Below are 16,674 nucleotides of genomic sequence, written 5' to 3'. Positions count from 1 at the left end.
GCGGCTCGTCGAGGCCGCTTTTTTTTACGCTCAGGAAGCGTCGTGTTTGTCTGGCGTATCGTCCGCCGAACGGCGTTTACGGCGCAGCTTTTTCCAGATCCTGCTTTCCTGACCACGCCACAGCCGCTGGATATTATCGTGATGCCGCATCAGGATCAGGCAGGAGAGCATAGCGACCGGAAAGGTGAACTGAGGCTTGAACCACCAGACGTAGAACGGCGCGATCAGCGCGCTGATAATCGCCCCCAGCGAGGAGTAGCCGCTCAACAGCACGGTCAGCAGCCAGGTGCCGGTCATCAGGCCGGTCAGATCCCAGCCGATAGGCGCGATGGCGCCAAACGCGGTGGCGACCCCTTTGCCGCCGTGGAAGCGAAAAAAAATCGGGTAAATATGGCCCAGACAGGCGGCGATGGCAGTCAGGCCGAGATACAGCGGCGAACTGCCCAGCGCATAAGCGCCCCATACCGGCAGCATGCCTTTAAGAACGTCAAAAACCAGTACGGCGGCGGCAGCGGTTTTACCGCCGATACGAAGCACATTGGTGGCACCGGGATTGCCGGAACCGTGTTCGCGCGGATCGGGCAAACCGGCGAGACGACAAATCAGAATCGCACTGGAGATCGAGCCACACAGATACGCGATGATAATCATTCCGGGCGCGATAACACTCATAAACGGCTTCCGTCCAATAAAGGTCGTTTTAAGTTCAGCATCTGTGGATAATACGCACTTTCTGTCGGAAGTGGTATCCGGCGGCGGCAAAAACAGGGGATGACGTGATGGATATCGTGTTTATTGAAGAACTGAGCGTAATCACCACCATCGGTGTTTATGACTGGGAACAGACCATCCAGCAGAAGTTGATGTTCGATATCGAAATGGCCTGGGATAACCGCCCGGCGGCGGCCAGCGACGACGTAGCGGATTGCCTGAGCTATGCCGATGTCAGCGAGGCGGTAATTGAACTGGTCGCCGGCGGGCGATTTGCGCTGGTGGAGCGGGTGGCTGAAGAGGTGGCGGCCAGGCTGATGCAGCGCTTCGGCATTCCCTGGCTGCGGCTGAAGGTCAGCAAGCCCGGCGCGGTGGCGCAGGCGCGCAGCGTGGGCGTGGTGATTGAACGCGGCGTCCGCCCGTCGGCATAAATCAGTTGGCGATCATTTCGGCGCAAACACAGACCCTTCTTAAGGTAATCAAAAGATAATATCTCTATTTTAAGCTGGTTCCTGAAAGCGTGGGACATCTTCGATGTGCTTTATACGTTGCGGCTTGCTGACAGCAAGGCCGCTTTTTTATGTGGCAGGTAGGGAGTTAACGGTCGATGGCGGATCTGCATTCGTTGCTGGTGGCGTTCATTCTAGGGGTGGTGGAAGGACTCACCGAATTTCTGCCGGTGTCATCCACCGGGCATATGATTATCGTCGGTCACTGGCTGGGGTTTGAGGGAGACACGGCCAAGACCTTTGAAGTCATCATCCAGTTAGGGTCGATCCTGGCGGTGGTGGTGGTGTTCTGGCGGCGAATGTTCGGGTTGATCGGCATTCACTTCGGGCAGCCGCCGCAGCATGAAGGGCGCGGCAAAGGCCATCTGACGCTGGTGCACATTGTGCTGGCGATGATCCCCGCCGTGGTGTTGGGGCTGGTGTTGCATGACTTCATCAAGTCGCTGTTCAATCCGGTTACCGTCACTTACGCGCTGGTGGCCGGGGGCGTGCTGTTGCTGCTGGCGGAGTGGTTCAAACCCAAAAAGCCGAAGGCGGAAGGGCTGGATGACATCAGCTATGTTCAGGCGTTCCTGATTGGCTGTTTTCAGTGTCTGGCGCTGTGGCCGGGGTTCTCGCGTTCCGGTGCGACTATTTCCGGCGGGATGTTGGTTGGGGTTAATCGCTACGCGGCGTCCGAGTTCTCCTTTATTCTTGCCGTGCCGATCATGCTGGGCGCAAGCGGGCTGGATCTGTATAAAAGCTGGCATTTTCTGTCGCTGTCCGACCTGCCGATGTTCGCTACCGGTTTTGTGACCGCGTTTGTGGTGGCGATGATCGCTATCAAAACCTTCCTGCAGTTGATTAAGCGCATCTCTTTCGTGCCGTTCGCCATTTACCGCTTTATCGTGGCGGCCGTGGTGTGGCTGGTGCTGATGTAATGCCGTCGGGATGAATCGATGCATCCCGACGATAACGGCGTTATGTGCTTATGACGACAGCCCGGCAGCTTCGGCGCGCCGGGCTTTCCATTCTTCCAGCGCGGCGCAGCGACGGCGCTGCAATTCTTCCCTGATCGCGGCATGCTGGAATCCGGCCGCCACCACTTCAGCGCTGGTTATCCGGCTGGCGGCAATAAAAGCTTCGCGCAGATAGTCTCCCTGAAGATAGGGTTGTTGCTCCAGACCGGCGCGCCCGCGTGCGTCCGCCTCGCTGGCGAGCAGCAACTGTTCCAGACGCTGGGGTTTGCGCCAGACATCGATGGCGTCAAATAGCTTAAGCAGGGTTTTGGGTTGCAGCATCTGCACAGTGTGGACCACATCATGGTACTCGGCCACCAGACAGGCCAGGTCGCGCAGCGCGTTAGGCACCCGTAACCGCTGGCACAACGCTTCCACCAGCGGTACGCCGGCCGGGCCGTGACCGTGATGGCGCGGCCACAGTTCAGGCGGCGTCAGTCCCTTGCCGAGATCGTGACACAAGGTGGCGAAGCGTACGTCAAGCGCCGGACTGAGGCGGGCGGCCATCGCCAGACTCATCATCACATGAATGCCGGTGTCGATTTCCGGGTGCCATTGGGCGGGAGCCGGCACGCCGTAAAGACGATCGATTTCGGGGAACAGCACCGCCAGCGCGCCACAGTCGCGCAGCACCTGAAAATAGACCTGCGGATCTTGAGTAGCGAGGGCTTTCTCTGTTTCTTTCCACACCCGTTCCGGCGTCAGGAAATCCAGCTCGCCGTTACGGGTCATCGCCTGCATCAGGTTCAGGGTTTCTTCGGCGATCAGGAAACCGAGATGGGCATAGCGGGCGGCGAAGCGCGCGACCCGCAGCACCCGCAGCGGATCTTCGCTGAAAGCGTCGGACACATGGCGCAGGAGCCGGTTTTGCAAATCACGCTGACCGTCGTAGGGGTCAATCAACTGCCCGTCTTCATCCTGCGCGATGGCGTTGATGGTCAGATCGCGGCGTTGCAGATCCTCTTCCAGCGTGATGTCCGGCGTGGCCTGGCAGGTAAACCCGGTATAGCCATTGCCGGATTTGCGCTCGGTGCGCGCCAGCGCATACTCCTCTTTGGTTTCCGGGTGCAGGAAAACCGGGAAATCCCGCCCAACCTGCTGGTAGCCTTGTTGCAACAGCATTTCCGGCGTGGCGCCGACCACCACCCAGTCGCGTTCGGTGACCGGCCTGCCCAACAGGCCGTCGCGCACTGCGCCCCCTACAAGGTAAATCTTCAAACCCGGCTCCCGATGTTAGGCTGTGTCGATAACTGGAATGATAGCCAGCCATAACCGAAATTATAGCTAACAATAATTTCGGTTATTGTTGATTAACATCCTCTTGAACACAATCTCGAACGCTATCCCGAAAACTATCTTTGAAAACTACCTTTGAAAGCCATTTCCGAAAACAGCGGGGGGACATCCGGGTGGTCGGCGAGCCGGTGTTCAGGAGTTACCCCATCCAGCGGTCGTTCTTTTTACGTCTGGGCAACAGGTGCGGCAGCAGTAGTCCCAGCACCAGACCCGCGCCCGCCACGCCTCCGCCGTACATAAACCACTGCATGATCAGCGTGCGCTGCTTGTCGTCCAGTTGCAGATTGGCTACCTCAAGCTTTTTCTGCGCCACCTCCAGCTGGCTCTTCAGCGCCTGATTTTCTTTTTGCAACGATGTGAGGGTGCCGTCACTGGCGGCGACTTTCTGGCGTAGGTCGACGGTGCGCTGGTTCCAGTCCTGATCGACGCTGTTAAGCTTGTCCGTCAGCGTTTTGACCTGATTCTCCAGTTCCGGCACCCGGGTTTTCAGGCTGGGTGTCTGGCTGAGCTGATCGAGCTGAATCCAACTGGTGCGGCCTTTTTCGTCACGGATCTGTGCGTAACCGGCACCGGCGTCGGCGCTGATAAGCGTGACGGCTTCACCGGCGTTCAACGTGCCGACGATACGGTACTGGTTGCCTGGACCGCTGCGGGTGTAGGTGGCAAGTTCATCGGAGATATAGCGTTTTTCTTCCGCATGCAGGCCCAATGTTGTGGACAGACCCAGGATCGCGGCAAGGAAAAAGGGTAATTTATTCATCATATTCAATATATTAAGTTCATAGAGGTTCTACGGTTCGCGCGCCCAGTCTGACGATGCCGCCGGCAAACCTGAATGGGAACAGTCTTACTCTTGGTTTTGTAAACTTGGTCCGGTAAATCAGTGCCTTGGTTAACTGGCGATGAGGACTCAAGCATAGTCAAAATTCGGCGAGGGAGAAAATCGGGTTGCACACGCCTTGTGAGAGCGCTCGCAGGGCGTGTGCGCCGCCATGCCGCAAAAGTGGCAACCTGAGATAAAATGTTATTTACTGGCGACATTTCCGCAATATCCGGTAGTGCAAGACTATGAGCGAAGAGATCGAGTTAAAATTTATCATTCACCCCGAGGCGTTGGCGGCGGTCAGGCAGGGCCTGAAAAACTGGCAGAGCGACGTGGGCCACAGCAACCATCTGCATACCCGCCAACTGGCGAATATTTATTACGAAACCGCCGACGCTTATCTGCGCCGGCATGGTATCGGGCTGCGTATCCGGGGCGAAAACGGCCGTTATGAGATGACGGTGAAAACCGCGGGGAAAGTGGTCGGCGGGCTCCATCAGCACCCGGAATACAACGTGGATCTGCCCGGGCCGCAACTGGATATTCGTCTGCTGCCTGCGGAGATTTGGCCGGAGGATTGCGATATCGACGCGCTGGCTCAGGCGTTACAGCCGCTGTTCAGCACTGATTTTCAGCGAGAAGCCTGGGTGGTGTCCCATCATCAGAGCCTGATTGAGATAGCCGTTGATCAGGGCGAGGTCAGCGCCGGCGAATTCATCGAACCGCTGTGCGAACTGGAACTGGAGCTGAAAAACGGTCGTACCGCGGATTTGCTGGCGTTCGCCAGCGAGCTGGCCGATATCGGCGGCTTACGGCAAGGGAGCCTGAGCAAAGCCGCCCGAGGCTATCATCTGGCGAAAGGCAATCCGGCCAGGCCGTGCAGTGAGCTGGGGTTCCTGCCGGTAGAGCCTAAAATGACGCTCGACCAGGGTATTGCCGCCGGGCTGGAATATGCATTTAGTCACTGGCAATACCATGAGGAACTGTGGGTGCGCGGCGATAATGCGGCGCGCCTGGCGTTGCTGGAGGCCGGTGCGATGATGCGGGAACTGCTGGTGCTGGCGGGGGGCGTGGTGCCGCGTAAGGTGACCTCGGAATTCCGCGCGGCGTTGACCCATCTCGAAGAGGGGATCGAACGTACGGAAACGGCGGATGCACTCTGCTACAGCGCCGATTACCTGAAGGGTAAACTGATTGTGACCTCGTGGCTGGTAAAACGCGGCTGGCGCGGCTACATGGACAACCGTGAGCTGATGCGGTTGCAAAGCTCCTGGAAACGCTTTGCCGATATCATGATGAGCCGCAGTCTGGCTGAATTGAAAGCTGTGTTCAGTCACGCGCTGGATGCGTTGCATTACACTCAGCAATTACCGCGGCTGCAGCGCGGCGTGTACGCCTTTTTACTGCTGGGCGGTTCCTACCCGCCGGAGGATACCCACCGCTATTTGCAGCCGTGGCGTGAGTTGATGCGGCTGATTGACGCGCTGTCCGCTGGCCAGAGTATACCCAGCGAGCTGGAGCACTGCCGTAAGCAGGCGATCGAACAGCCGCCGTTCTGGCTGCACAGCGGCCAATAATCCGCCTGTCGCGCTTCGGGGCTATCGCTTTTCCGGCGCCGGCAAGGCGATAACCCCGGTTCAACATTTATCGAAGCAACATTTATCGAAGCTGCCTGACGGGGCAGCTGTGCAAGGATATCGCCATGACCTGTCGTCCCGCATCGTTGTTTCCGCTCTCTGAACCACTGACCGAACAGGCACGCCATGAGGCGGAGCGCCTGTTGATTTCCGATCCGACGCCGCTGGACGATGAAGCGATGGCGGTACTGATTTGCAGCGAGTTCGTTAGCGACGCGCTGGCGCGCTATCCGGAGTGGCGGCAGGAGATGATGCAGCAACCGCCCCAGCCGGAGGAGTGGCGGCAGTATGCGGACTGGCTGTCGCAGTCGTTGAGCAGCGTTGGCGATGAGGCGGCGTTAATGCAGGCGTTGCGCCTGTTCCGGCGCCGCATTCTGACGCGCATCGCCTGGGGGCAATGGTTGCAGCTCAGTACCACCGAGCAGACGTTGCAGCAACTGAGCGTTTTGGCAGAAGTGCTGATCGTCGCTGCCCGCCAGTGGCTGTATGACGCCTGCTGCCGCGAGTGGGGCACGCCCTGCAATGCGGCGGGCGAGCCTCAGCCGTTGCTGATTCTGGGCATGGGCAAACTCGGCGGCGGCGAACTGAATTTTTCCTCGGATATCGATCTGATTTTCGCCTATCCGGAAAACGGCCAGACCCGCGGCGGACGCCGGGAACTGGATAACGCCCAGTTCTTCACCCGCCTCGGTCAGCGGTTGATCAAGGCGTTGGACCAGCCGACCGTGGACGGCTTTGTTTACCGGGTAGACATGCGTCTGCGGCCGTTCGGCGACAGCGGCCCGCTGGTGATGAGTTTCGCCGCGCTGGAGGATTACTATCAGGAGCAGGGGCGCGACTGGGAACGGTATGCGATGGTCAAAGCCCGGCTGATGGGGGGCGATGACGACCATTACAGCCAGGAACTGATCCGCATGCTGCGGCCGTTCGTGTTTCGCCGCTATATCGATTTCAGCGTGATTCAATCGCTACGCAACATGAAGAGCATGATCGCCCGCGAAGTGCGGCGGCGCGACCTGCGCAACAACATCAAGCTGGGGGCGGGCGGCATCCGCGAAGTGGAGTTCATCACCCAGGTGTTTCAGCTGATTCGCGGCGGCCGTGAGCCTACGTTGCAAGGGCGCGCTCTGCTGCCGACGCTGGCGCAGGTTGGCGAGCTGGGGCTGTTGACCCCGGCGCAGGCGGATCAGTTGCGCGAGGCGTATTTATTTTTACGCCGGCTGGAGAACCTGCTGCAGTCGATCGCCGACGAACAGACGCAAACTCTGCCGGGAGACCCGCTTAATCAGGCGCGGTTGGCGTGGGGGATGCGCTGTGACGACTGGTTGCAACTGAGTGAACGCTTACATCAGCAGATGCAGGCGGTGCGCGCGGTGTTCCATGAGCTGATTGGCGATGAAGCGCCCGACGGCAGCGAAACCCCGGAACACAGCCATTACAGCAGCCTGTGGCAGGATAGCCTGGATAGCGCGGACCTGGCGGCGCTGGCGCCTGACCTGACCCCGGAGGTATGCGAGCGGTTGCTGGCGCGGGTGACGGATTTCCGCGCTGATTTATCCCGTCGCACCATCGGGCCGCGCGGACGCGACGTGCTCGACCAACTGATGCCGGCATTGCTGGCGCAGGCCTGCGGCCATGCTAATGCCGACGTCATCGTGGCGCGCCTGACGCCGCTGTTGCTGGGCATCGTTACCCGTACCACCTATCTGGAACTGTTGCTGGAGTCGCGCCCGGCGCTGACGCAGCTGATCTGGCTGTGCGCCGTGTCGCCGATGATTGCCAGCCAACTGGCGCGTTATCCGTTGCTGCTGGATGAACTGCTGGACCCGGCCAGCTTGTACCAACCCACCGAGCTGAATGCTTACGCCGACGAACTGCGTCAATACTTAATGCGGGTGCCGGAGGAGGACGAAGAGCAGCAACTGGAAGCGTTGCGTCAGTTCAAGCAGGCGCAGCATCTGCGCATCGCGGCGGCCGATATCGTCGGCGCGCTGCCGGTCATGAAAGTGAGCGATCACTTAACCTATCTGGCGGAGGCGATAATTGCCGCCGTGGTACAGCAGGCGTGGAGCCAGATGGTGGCGCGTTACGGCCAGCCTGCCCACCTGCATGCTCAGTCCGGGCGCGGGTTCGCCGTGGTGGGGTACGGCAAGCTGGGCGGCTGGGAGTTGGGCTACAGTTCCGACCTTGATCTGGTGTTTCTGATTGATTGCCCGGATAACGTGGTGACCGATGGCGAGCGCAGCATCGACGGCCGTCAGTTCTATTTGCGACTGGCCCAGCGCGTGATGCACCTGTTCAGCACACGTACCTCGTCCGGTATTTTGTACGAGGTCGACGCCCGTTTAAGGCCGTCGGGAGCGGCGGGTATGCTGGTGAGCACCGTGGCGGCGTTCGAGGATTATCAGCGCAACGAAGCCTGGACCTGGGAGCATCAGGCGCTGGTGCGCGCCAGGGTAGTGTATGGCGAACCCGCCATTCAGCAACAGTTTGAGCAAATTCGTCAGCGGATTCTGTGCCGTGAGCGTGACGGCGACGCGCTGCGCACCGAAGTGCGCGAAATGCGGGAAAAAATGCGCCAGCACCACGCCAGCAAGGACTCGGGTTTTGATATCAAGGCCGACGCCGGCGGCATCACCGATATTGAGTTCATCGCCCAGTATCTGGTGTTGCGTGACGCGGCGCAGGAGCCGCGGCTGACGCGCTGGTCCGATAATGTGCGTATTCTGGAATTGCTGGCCCGCCACGGCGTGATGGCGGAGGACGAGGCTGATGCTTTACGGCTGGCCTACATCACCCTGCGCGATGAAATCCATCATCTGGCGTTGCAGGAACTGCCCGGTCGCGTCGGCCATGACCGTTTCAGCGCCGAGCGGCAGCAGGTGCTACAGAGCTGGAAAAAGTGGCTGGAATGAGACATGTCGCGCAAAACTGCCCCGCTGGGGCACTGTGGCTACCCGGTGAGTGTGGTAGTTGAGTGTGAGCGTGTGGTAGTTGAATGTGATGGTGTGGTAGTTGAATGTGATAATATAGCGCGCGTTAAAAATGAACCTGTTTTTGGAGCCAGGGAATGAAAGTAACGCTACCTGATTTTCGCCACGCCGGTGTTCTGGTTGTGGGTGACGTAATGCTGGACCGCTACTGGTACGGCCCGACCAGCCGTATTTCGCCGGAAGCGCCGGTGCCGGTGGTCAAGGTGGATACCATCGAAGAGCGTCCCGGCGGCGCGGCCAACGTAGCGATGAACATCGCCGCGCTGGGAGCGGGGTCGCGTCTGGTGGGGTTGACCGGTATCGATGATGCCGCCCGCGCCCTGAGCGCCAAACTGAACGAAGTGAACGTCAAGTGCGACTTCGTTTCCGTTCCCACCCATCCGACCATCACCAAGCTGCGTGTGCTGTCGCGCAACCAGCAACTGATCCGCCTCGACTTTGAAGAAGGGTTCGACAGCGTGGATCCGCAACCGATGATTGAACGCATCCAGCAGGCATTGCCGAAAATCGGCGCGCTGGTGCTGTCCGACTACGCCAAAGGCGCGCTGGTACACGTACAGAGCATGATCCAGACCGCCAGAGCCGCCGGCGTGCCGGTGCTGATCGACCCGAAAGGCACCGATTTCAACCGTTATCGCGGTGCGACGCTGCTGACGCCGAACCTGTCTGAGTTCGAAGCGGTGGCCGGGCGTTGCAAAGATGAAAACGATTTGGTGGAACGCGGCGCGAAGCTGCTGGCGGATCTGGATCTGTCCGCGCTGTTGGTAACCCGTTCCGAGCAGGGCATGACGCTGTTGCAACCGGGCAAAGCGCCGTTGCACCTGCCGACGCAGGCGCAGGAAGTGTATGACGTTACCGGCGCCGGCGATACCGTGATCGGCGTGCTGGCGGCGGCGCTGGCGGCGGGCAAGCCGCTGGAGGAAGCCTGCTTCCTGGCCAACGCGGCGGCCGGTGTGGTAGTCGGCAAGCTCGGCACCTCGACGGTAACGCCGATCGAGCTGGAAAACGCTATTCGCGGCCGTGCCGACACCGGCTTCGGCGTCATGACCGAAGCGCAACTGAAAGACGCGGTGGCGCTGGCGCGTCAGCGCGGTGAAACGGTGGTGATGACCAATGGCTGTTTCGACATTTTGCACGCCGGGCATGTCTCTTATCTGGCCAACGCGCGCCGTCTGGGCGATCGTCTGATTGTGGCGGTGAACAGCGATGACTCCACCAAACGCCTGAAAGGGCCGAGCCGTCCGGTCAATCCGTTAACGCAGCGTATGATCGTGCTGGGCGCGCTGGAAGCTGTGGACTGGGTGGTGCCGTTCGAAGAGGACACGCCACAGCGGCTGATTAGCGAAGTCCTGCCGGATATTCTGGTGAAGGGCGGCGATTACAAACCGGAAGACATTGCCGGCAGCAAGGAAGTGTGGGCCAATGGCGGCGAGGTGCGGGTGCTGAACTTTGAAGACGGCTGCTCGACCACCAATATCATCAACACCATTAAAGCCAGAGACTGACGGGCGCGTTTATGTTGGAAAAAGAGTCGAAGCCTGCCGACGATATCTCCACCGTGTCGGTGCAGATTGAAGCGCTGCGCGCTCAGTTGCGCTATCACGAGTACAAATATCATGTCGAAGATGCGCCGGAAATTCCCGACGCGGAATACGACAAACTGATGAATGCGCTGAAAACGCTGGAGCAGGCGCACCCTGAGCTGGTGACGCCGGATTCGCCGACCCAACGCGTCGGCGCCGCGCCGCTGGATGCGTTTGACACGATAGCGCATGAAGTGCCGATGCTGTCGCTGGATAACGTCTTCGACGAGACGAGTTTTTTGGCGTTCAGCAAGCGCATCAACGACCGTCTGAAAAACGATGGCGAGCTGACCTTTTGCTGCGAGCTGAAGCTTGACGGGCTGGCGGTTAGCCTGCTGTATGAAAACGGTCTGCTGGTGCGCGCGGCGACGCGCGGCGATGGCACCACCGGCGAGAATATTACCGCCAATATCCGCACCGTCGGCGCGATCCCGTTGCGTCTGCGCGGCGACAATATTCCGCAGCGGCTGGAAGTGCGCGGCGAAGTGTTCATGAAACACAAGGGTTTCGAAGCCCTGAACGAGGAAGCGCGCCGCACCGGCGGCAAGGTGTTCGCCAACCCACGCAACGCCGCGGCCGGTTCGCTGCGCCAGTTGGACCCGCGTATCACCGCCACCCGCCCGTTGACCTTCCTGTGCTACGGCGTTGGGCTGGTGGAAGACGGAGCGCTGCCGGATACTCACTGGCAACGGTTGATGCAGTTCCGTGACTGGGGTCTGCCGGTCAGCGATCGTATTCGCCTGTGCACCGGCAGCGACGCGGTGCTGGATTTCTACCGTCAGGTGGAGCAGGAGCGCGAGACGCTGGGATTTGATATCGATGGCGTGGTGATCAAGGTCAACGAGCTGACGTTGCAGGAGCGGCTGGGGTTCGTCGCCCGTGCGCCACGCTGGGCGGTGGCGTTCAAATTCCCGGCGCAGGAACAGTTAACCTGGCTGCGCGACGTGGAATTTCAGGTCGGCCGCACCGGCGCGATTACGCCGGTGGCGCGGCTGGAGCCGGTCGCCGTCGCCGGGGTGGTGGTCAGCAACGCCACGCTGCACAATGCCGATGAAATCGAGCGTTTGGGGATTCAGATTGGCGACCGGGTTGCAGTAAGACGCGCCGGTGATGTTATCCCGCAAATTGTCAGCGTGGTGTTGTCCGAACGCCCGGCGGATGCCCGCCCGGTGGTGTTCCCTGATCAGTGCCCGGTGTGTGGTTCAGAGTTGGAGCGGGTGGACGGCGAGGTGGTGACCCGTTGCACCGGCGGCCTGTTCTGCGGCGCGCAGCGTAAAGAGGCGTTGAAGCACTTCGTTTCCCGTCGTGCGCTGGATGTGGAAGGGATGGGCGATAAAATTATCGACCAACTGGTGGAAAAAGAGTACGTCAAGACGCCGGCGGACCTGTTTCGCCTGAGCGCCGGTATCCTTACCGGACTTGACCGTATGGGGCCGAAATCGGCGCAGAATCTGGTGAATGCGCTGAATAAAGCCAAATCCACCACCTTTGCCCGTTTCCTGTATGCGTTGGGGATCCGTGACGTGGGGGAAGCGACCGCCGCCAGTCTGGCATCGCATTTCGGTACGCTGGAGGCATTGCAGTCCGCCGATCTGGAGGCGCTGCAGCAGGTGCAGGACGTCGGCATCGTGGTGGCGACCCATGTGCGCAATTTCCTCGACGAAGCGCACAACCAGCAGGTGATTCAGGAATTAATCAGCGAGAATATCGGTATTCACTGGCCGGCTCCGGTGGTGGTGGATGTTGAAGCTTCGGATAGCCCGTTCGCCGGGAAAACCGTGGTGTTGACCGGCTCGCTGACGCTGTTGTCCCGTGACGAAGCCAAAGATCGCCTCACGGCGCTGGGCGCGAAGGTCAGTGGCAGCGTGTCGAAGAAAACCGATCTGGTGATCGCGGGCGAAGCGGCCGGCTCCAAACTGACCAAAGCACAGGAACTGGGTATTGAAGTCATTGATGAAGCGGAAATGATGCGTCTGCTGGGGTGAAGGCAAGATGGAAAAAGCGGATCTGCTGGCGATAGCCAATACGCCAATGCCGTTTGGCAAATACAAAGGCCGGATGCTGATCGACTTGCCGGAAGAGTATCTTCTTTGGTTCGCCCGCAAGGGCGAATTCCCGGCGGGGCGGTTAGGGGAACTGATGCAGATTACGCTGGCGATTAAGATGGAAGGGTTGCAGGGGTTGGTTAAGCCGCTGCGCCGTCCCCAGCCCTGATGCGTTGTTGTTTCAGATACATTGTTGTTCCAGATACATTGTTGTTTCAGATACAATTGTTGTTCCAGATACATTGTTATCTCAGGTACATAGCTATCTCAGGTACATTGCTATCTTGATACCTTAATAGCGGGAGTCAATGGCTGATGACCGCATTCTTTGCTGCTCTCTGGCGTCGCTATTATTTGCCTTCCGCACAGGCTTTCACCCAATAAAAAAGCACCATTAATCATATCGATAAATGATGCTTTCATTCATTTCAGGCGATAATCAGCCAGACACGGGATTAGATGTAAATATTGATGCTGTTCTCATCCGTCGGCGCGTTAACGCCTTCCTGAGGCTTGGTTGATTGAATGGAGGAAACCTCCGACGGCTGATTCTGCTGAGCCTGTTGTGTTTTTTGCTGCTGCAACTGCTGAATTTGCGCCTGCAGTTGCTGGATCTGCGCCTGAATCATCTTTTGCTGCTGTTCAAGCAATTTACGTTCTTCATCTGTTGTTGCGTCTTTCACCTGCTGAGTCAGCTTAACCGCTTGCTTGGACAGCGTTTGAATTTCCTTATTTAACTGGGAAATCTGCTGCTCAATACTGGCGCTACCGCTGCCTGATGACGCAGAAACGGCTGATGTTGCCGAGCCGATAGAGCTTGCCATAAATTCCTCCTGAAAATAGCCACAGTGGCTATGCCGTTATCGGCATAGCACAGTGGTATCTTTATTGGCTTTTCGCTTTCCTGACAAAGACCATACAAATGCGTCAGCAGGAATAATGGTCTATCAGATATAGATATCGACCGAACGGTCAGCGGCAAGCGGATTACTCTTTTCCTGCTGAGCGGACGAGGTGATGTCCGTTGCTTGTGATTGCTGCTGGGCTTTTTGCTGTTGCAGTTGCTGAATCTGCTGCTGTAATTGCTGGATCTGCGCCTGCAGCATTTTCTGCTGCTGCTGAAGCAACTGGCGCTCTTCATCCGTCTTAGCTGCGAGCATTTTTGCTGCCACTGTACCCAGCTCTTTGGTCAGGGACTGAACCTGCTTGGTGAGTTGCACGACCTTTTGTTCAACGCCTGCGGTGCTGGTGCTTGCTGCTCCCGGAGTTGATGTTGCCGAACCAACTGAACCTACCATACGTATCTCCTTGAAATCGTGATACCCGTGATGTTGTTATCGGTGCAGCTTACGAGGTGATTTTAATGATTGAGATTGCCTTCACCCTGAAAAACAAAACCCGCTGGGTTGGTAGCGGGCTTGGCTATGTGATTTCACGTTCCGACCGATCAGATGTAAATATCAATCGCGTGTTCGGCCGACGGGCGATTGACGCCTTCAACCGGCTTGACCAGCGGTTTGCTTTCCTGCGGCGGCGGCACTTGCTGGGTTTGCAACTGTGCGATTTGACCCTGCATCACGACAATCTGGGCCTGCATCGACTGCTGCTGACCGTTAATCGTGGTTTCCTGCTGCTTTTTCGTGCTTTCGCCAGATGTCTCGGCGGCTTTCAGGTTTTGCAGATTGCGATCGGAAACCTTCTGTTCAGTGTTGGTTTCGACGCTGGTGGATGCTGGCACCGGCATCACTGCAAACGCAGAGCTGGTAATTGGACTCAGCATACATCCTCCTGATTATGTCGTCTGGGCAGGGGACTGTCCCTGCTATCTCTGTTATCGGCACCTGGCGCGATCTTATGAGTGATTATTAACCAAAAAGCGAATTCTATCTACCCTTTGCTCGGGGCAAGGCGTAAAGAATTGTATCTTTGCGCCAACCATTATTTCCCGTAGACATTAATCATTTCCCGTAGACATTAATCGCATCGGTCAACCGCAGCGCTTGCCTGCTGAGGCTGGTGGCGAACTCGGCTGACTGATCGACCATACCGGTATTGCCGGCGGTCATCTGCTCGATCTGGGCAATGGAGTCATTAATCAGCGACAGCGCGGCGGTTTGTTCGCGGGTGGCGTTGCTGATCTCGCTGATCATGGTCGCGACCTGTTGCACGTCGTTGACGATGTCCTGAATATGCAGACCGGCTTTGTCCACCAGCGCGCTGCCGTTTTCAACGCTGGTCATGTTGGCATCGATCAGCGTTTTGATTTCGCGGGCGGCAGACGCGGAATGCTGCGCCAGGCTACGTACTTCCGCCGCTACGACGGCAAAGCCGCGTCCTTCCACACCGGCCCGCGCCGCTTCCACCGCGGCATTGAGCGCCAGGATGTTGGTCTGAAACGCGATGCTGTCGATGACGCCGATGATATCGACGATTTTGCGGCTGGCGTTCGAAATCGCCTCCATCATGCCCACTGCTTCAGCCATGATATCGCCGCCTTTACTGGCGGACAGGCTGGCGTTTTGCGCCATTTGGGTCGCCTGTGTGGCGGTGTCCGCGCTCTGTTGAACCGCGACGGTAATCTGCTCGATGGCTGCCGCTGTCTGTTGCAGATTGGCGGAGGTTTCCTCGGTGCGCGCGCTCAGATCGCCGTTGCTGTCGGCTAACTGCTGGCTGACGCTGTTGATGCCCGCGACCTGCGTGCCGACGTCGTCCACCAGCGAATGCAGGTTCAGCCCGAACTGATTGACCACCCGCAGCAGCAGGCCGATTTCATCCACCCGGTTGAGATGAATGCTGTCCGCCCGGCGACCTGACACCACCTGTTGCGCCTGGCGCAGAATCAAACGCAGCGGATGCGCGATTTGCCGTTGCAGAAACCGATCGATCGTTACCATCAATAGTAGGGTAGCGACAATCGACGTCGTCGCGCCGCAACCCAGTAAGGTCAGCGCCAGCGGCACCAGACCGCCAAGCAGGACCGCGAGTCGTAACCGTGAGCGTACCGATAGCCGCTGGAACAGCGACAGAACCGAGAACACACCGGTTCGAACCACCAGTCCTTTATAAAACCGAAGATGGCGCGCCTGCTTACTTTGTACTGCTTCGTACAAGGGTTCCGCCGCCTGAATTTCTTCCGCTTTGGGGGTATTGCGCACCGAAATATAACCGGCGAGCTGATTATGGTGATAAACCGGCGTGACGTTGGCGCGTACCCAGTAATGATCGCCGTTCTTGCGACGGTTTTTAACCAGACCGGTCCAGCTGTCTCCCTGCTGCAGCGTGTACCACATGTCGGCGAAGGCTTCGACAGGCATATCCGGATGACGCACAATATTGTGCGGCGTTCCCATCAATTCATGTTCATCAAAACCGCTGACGCGGATAAAGGCGGAATTGGCGTAAGTGATGTGGCTTTTAACATCCGTGGTCGACATTAATGTAGTGCCGTCATCCAACAGGTATTCCTGTTGTGTAATAGGTGCATTAACCCTCATTGGAAACCCCGATGCTGTGTATCAATAATATATCGTGAGAATAGAAGGGCCGACGTGTGAGCACGGCCTGATTAATCACACGGGCTGAGAGGTGTGTTGAATCATCATTTTTATTTTTTTTAACACAAGGTTAAAAGATACGAAAAAAAGGGCGCTTTAAATTTCAAAGCATCCCTGAGTAAAGTTATTCCATTTTTTTGTAAGGGGGAATTTATGCTTTGCGTCTTTGTGTTGTCAATGAAATCATTTTTTGAGCGGCGTTTTTTTTACCTTATTTGGGTTTATTAAATATTGTTCTATTTTTTCTTAAAGCCGAGATCACAATAAAAACGTTTTATTAACAGCAGTAACGAAAAAGTGCTTTGTGAAAATAAAAGGCAATAGTGCGAATTATTAAGTGAAATTAAATGGTGACGCAATGAAATGAACGGCTGGCTATTTTCTATCGAAAATAAATTTACGTGGATGATATAGCTAATTAATAAAAGGTTGCGGGCGGGAAATATTTTAAAACGCTCGCCACCGGATCAAACATCCGGTGGCGAGCGGGGCGGTTAACGCGTGGGTGGTTAACGCGTAAATAGG

General features: G+C 57.7%; 14 protein-coding genes. 7 read left to right on the top strand and 7 right to left on the bottom strand.

All coding sequences use genetic code 11. The annotated features are described in order from the left end of the window. Positions 1–30 precede the first annotated feature (30 nt). Positions 31–672, bottom strand: a complete 642-nt coding sequence (gene plsY, locus DDA898_RS17190) for a glycerol-3-phosphate 1-O-acyltransferase PlsY (RefSeq protein ID WP_013319278.1) — start codon at positions 670–672, stop codon at positions 31–33. 107 nt (positions 673–779) lie between these two features. Here plsY and folB point away from each other — a divergent pair, with 107 nt between their 5' ends. Then, on the top strand, positions 780–1,142 hold the full coding sequence (gene folB, locus DDA898_RS17185; RefSeq protein ID WP_033112038.1) for a bifunctional dihydroneopterin aldolase/7,8-dihydroneopterin epimerase: 363 nt from the start codon (positions 780–782) through the stop codon (positions 1,140–1,142). Positions 1,143–1,318: 176 nt separating this feature from the next. Then, entirely contained in the window at positions 1,319–2,140 is an 822-nt protein-coding gene (bacA, locus tag DDA898_RS17180; protein WP_013319276.1) for an undecaprenyl-diphosphate phosphatase, read from the top strand. Between the two features lie 48 nt (positions 2,141–2,188). Here the strand turns inward: bacA and DDA898_RS17175 are convergent, their stop codons facing one another. Next, entirely contained in the window at positions 2,189–3,436 is a 1,248-nt protein-coding gene (locus DDA898_RS17175; RefSeq protein ID WP_013319275.1) for a multifunctional CCA addition/repair protein, read from the bottom strand. 217 nt (positions 3,437–3,653) lie between these two features. Further along, complete coding sequence (locus DDA898_RS17170) at positions 3,654–4,274, bottom strand: TIGR04211 family SH3 domain-containing protein (protein ID WP_038911845.1); 621 nt, start codon at positions 4,272–4,274, stop codon at positions 3,654–3,656. A 308-nt stretch (positions 4,275–4,582) separates the two neighbouring features. Between DDA898_RS17170 and DDA898_RS17165 the strand changes: the two genes are divergently transcribed. The 5 genes from DDA898_RS17165 to DDA898_RS17145 all read left to right on the top strand — a co-directional run bounded on the left by DDA898_RS17165 (position 4,583) and on the right by DDA898_RS17145 (position 12,764). Beyond that, positions 4,583–5,914: a CYTH domain-containing protein gene (locus tag DDA898_RS17165; protein ID WP_038911843.1), complete on the top strand. Its 1,332-nt coding sequence runs from the start codon at positions 4,583–4,585 to the stop codon at positions 5,912–5,914. Between the two features lie 125 nt (positions 5,915–6,039). Then, complete coding sequence (gene glnE / locus DDA898_RS17160) at positions 6,040–8,889, top strand: bifunctional [glutamate--ammonia ligase]-adenylyl-L-tyrosine phosphorylase/[glutamate--ammonia-ligase] adenylyltransferase (protein WP_038911842.1); 2,850 nt, start codon at positions 6,040–6,042, stop codon at positions 8,887–8,889. 155 nt (positions 8,890–9,044) lie between these two features. After that, the gene (gene hldE / locus DDA898_RS17155) at positions 9,045–10,472 is read left to right on the top strand and encodes a bifunctional D-glycero-beta-D-manno-heptose-7-phosphate kinase/D-glycero-beta-D-manno-heptose 1-phosphate adenylyltransferase HldE (RefSeq protein ID WP_013319271.1); all 1,428 of its coding nucleotides are present in this window, start codon (positions 9,045–9,047) and stop codon (positions 10,470–10,472) included. Positions 10,473–10,483: 11 nt separating this feature from the next. Continuing rightward, complete coding sequence (gene ligA, locus DDA898_RS17150) at positions 10,484–12,535, top strand: NAD-dependent DNA ligase LigA (RefSeq protein WP_038911841.1); 2,052 nt, start codon at positions 10,484–10,486, stop codon at positions 12,533–12,535. Between the two features lie 7 nt (positions 12,536–12,542). Further along, a complete protein-coding gene (locus tag DDA898_RS17145) occupies positions 12,543–12,764 on the top strand; it encodes a DUF3820 family protein (protein WP_013319269.1) in 222 nt (73 codons plus the stop codon). A 286-nt stretch (positions 12,765–13,050) separates the two neighbouring features. On the opposite strand, the gene DDA898_RS17140 is transcribed toward DDA898_RS17145, so the two are convergent. The 4 genes from DDA898_RS17140 to DDA898_RS17125 all read right to left on the bottom strand — a co-directional run bounded on the left by DDA898_RS17140 (position 13,051) and on the right by DDA898_RS17125 (position 16,089). Next, positions 13,051–13,419 carry a FlxA-like family protein gene (locus tag DDA898_RS17140; protein WP_013319268.1) on the bottom strand — a complete coding sequence of 123 codons (369 nt, stop codon included), beginning with the start codon at positions 13,417–13,419 and terminating at the stop codon, positions 13,051–13,053. Between the two features lie 123 nt (positions 13,420–13,542). Beyond that, positions 13,543–13,893: a FlxA-like family protein gene (locus tag DDA898_RS17135; RefSeq protein ID WP_038911840.1), complete on the bottom strand. Its 351-nt coding sequence runs from the start codon at positions 13,891–13,893 to the stop codon at positions 13,543–13,545. 149 nt (positions 13,894–14,042) lie between these two features. Beyond that, positions 14,043–14,375: a FlxA-like family protein gene (locus DDA898_RS17130; protein ID WP_022634696.1), complete on the bottom strand. Its 333-nt coding sequence runs from the start codon at positions 14,373–14,375 to the stop codon at positions 14,043–14,045. Between the two features lie 178 nt (positions 14,376–14,553). Beyond that, positions 14,554–16,089 (bottom strand): methyl-accepting chemotaxis protein, encoded by a 1,536-nt coding sequence (locus tag DDA898_RS17125; protein ID WP_013319264.1) that lies wholly within the window; start codon positions 16,087–16,089, stop codon positions 14,554–14,556. Between the last annotated feature and the right edge of the window lie 585 nt (positions 16,090–16,674).

The organism is Dickeya dadantii NCPPB 898 (genome assembly GCF_000406145.1).
Lineage (GTDB): Bacteria > Pseudomonadota > Gammaproteobacteria > Enterobacterales > Enterobacteriaceae > Dickeya > Dickeya dadantii.
This window is presented reverse-complemented; position numbering and strand designations above follow the sequence as displayed.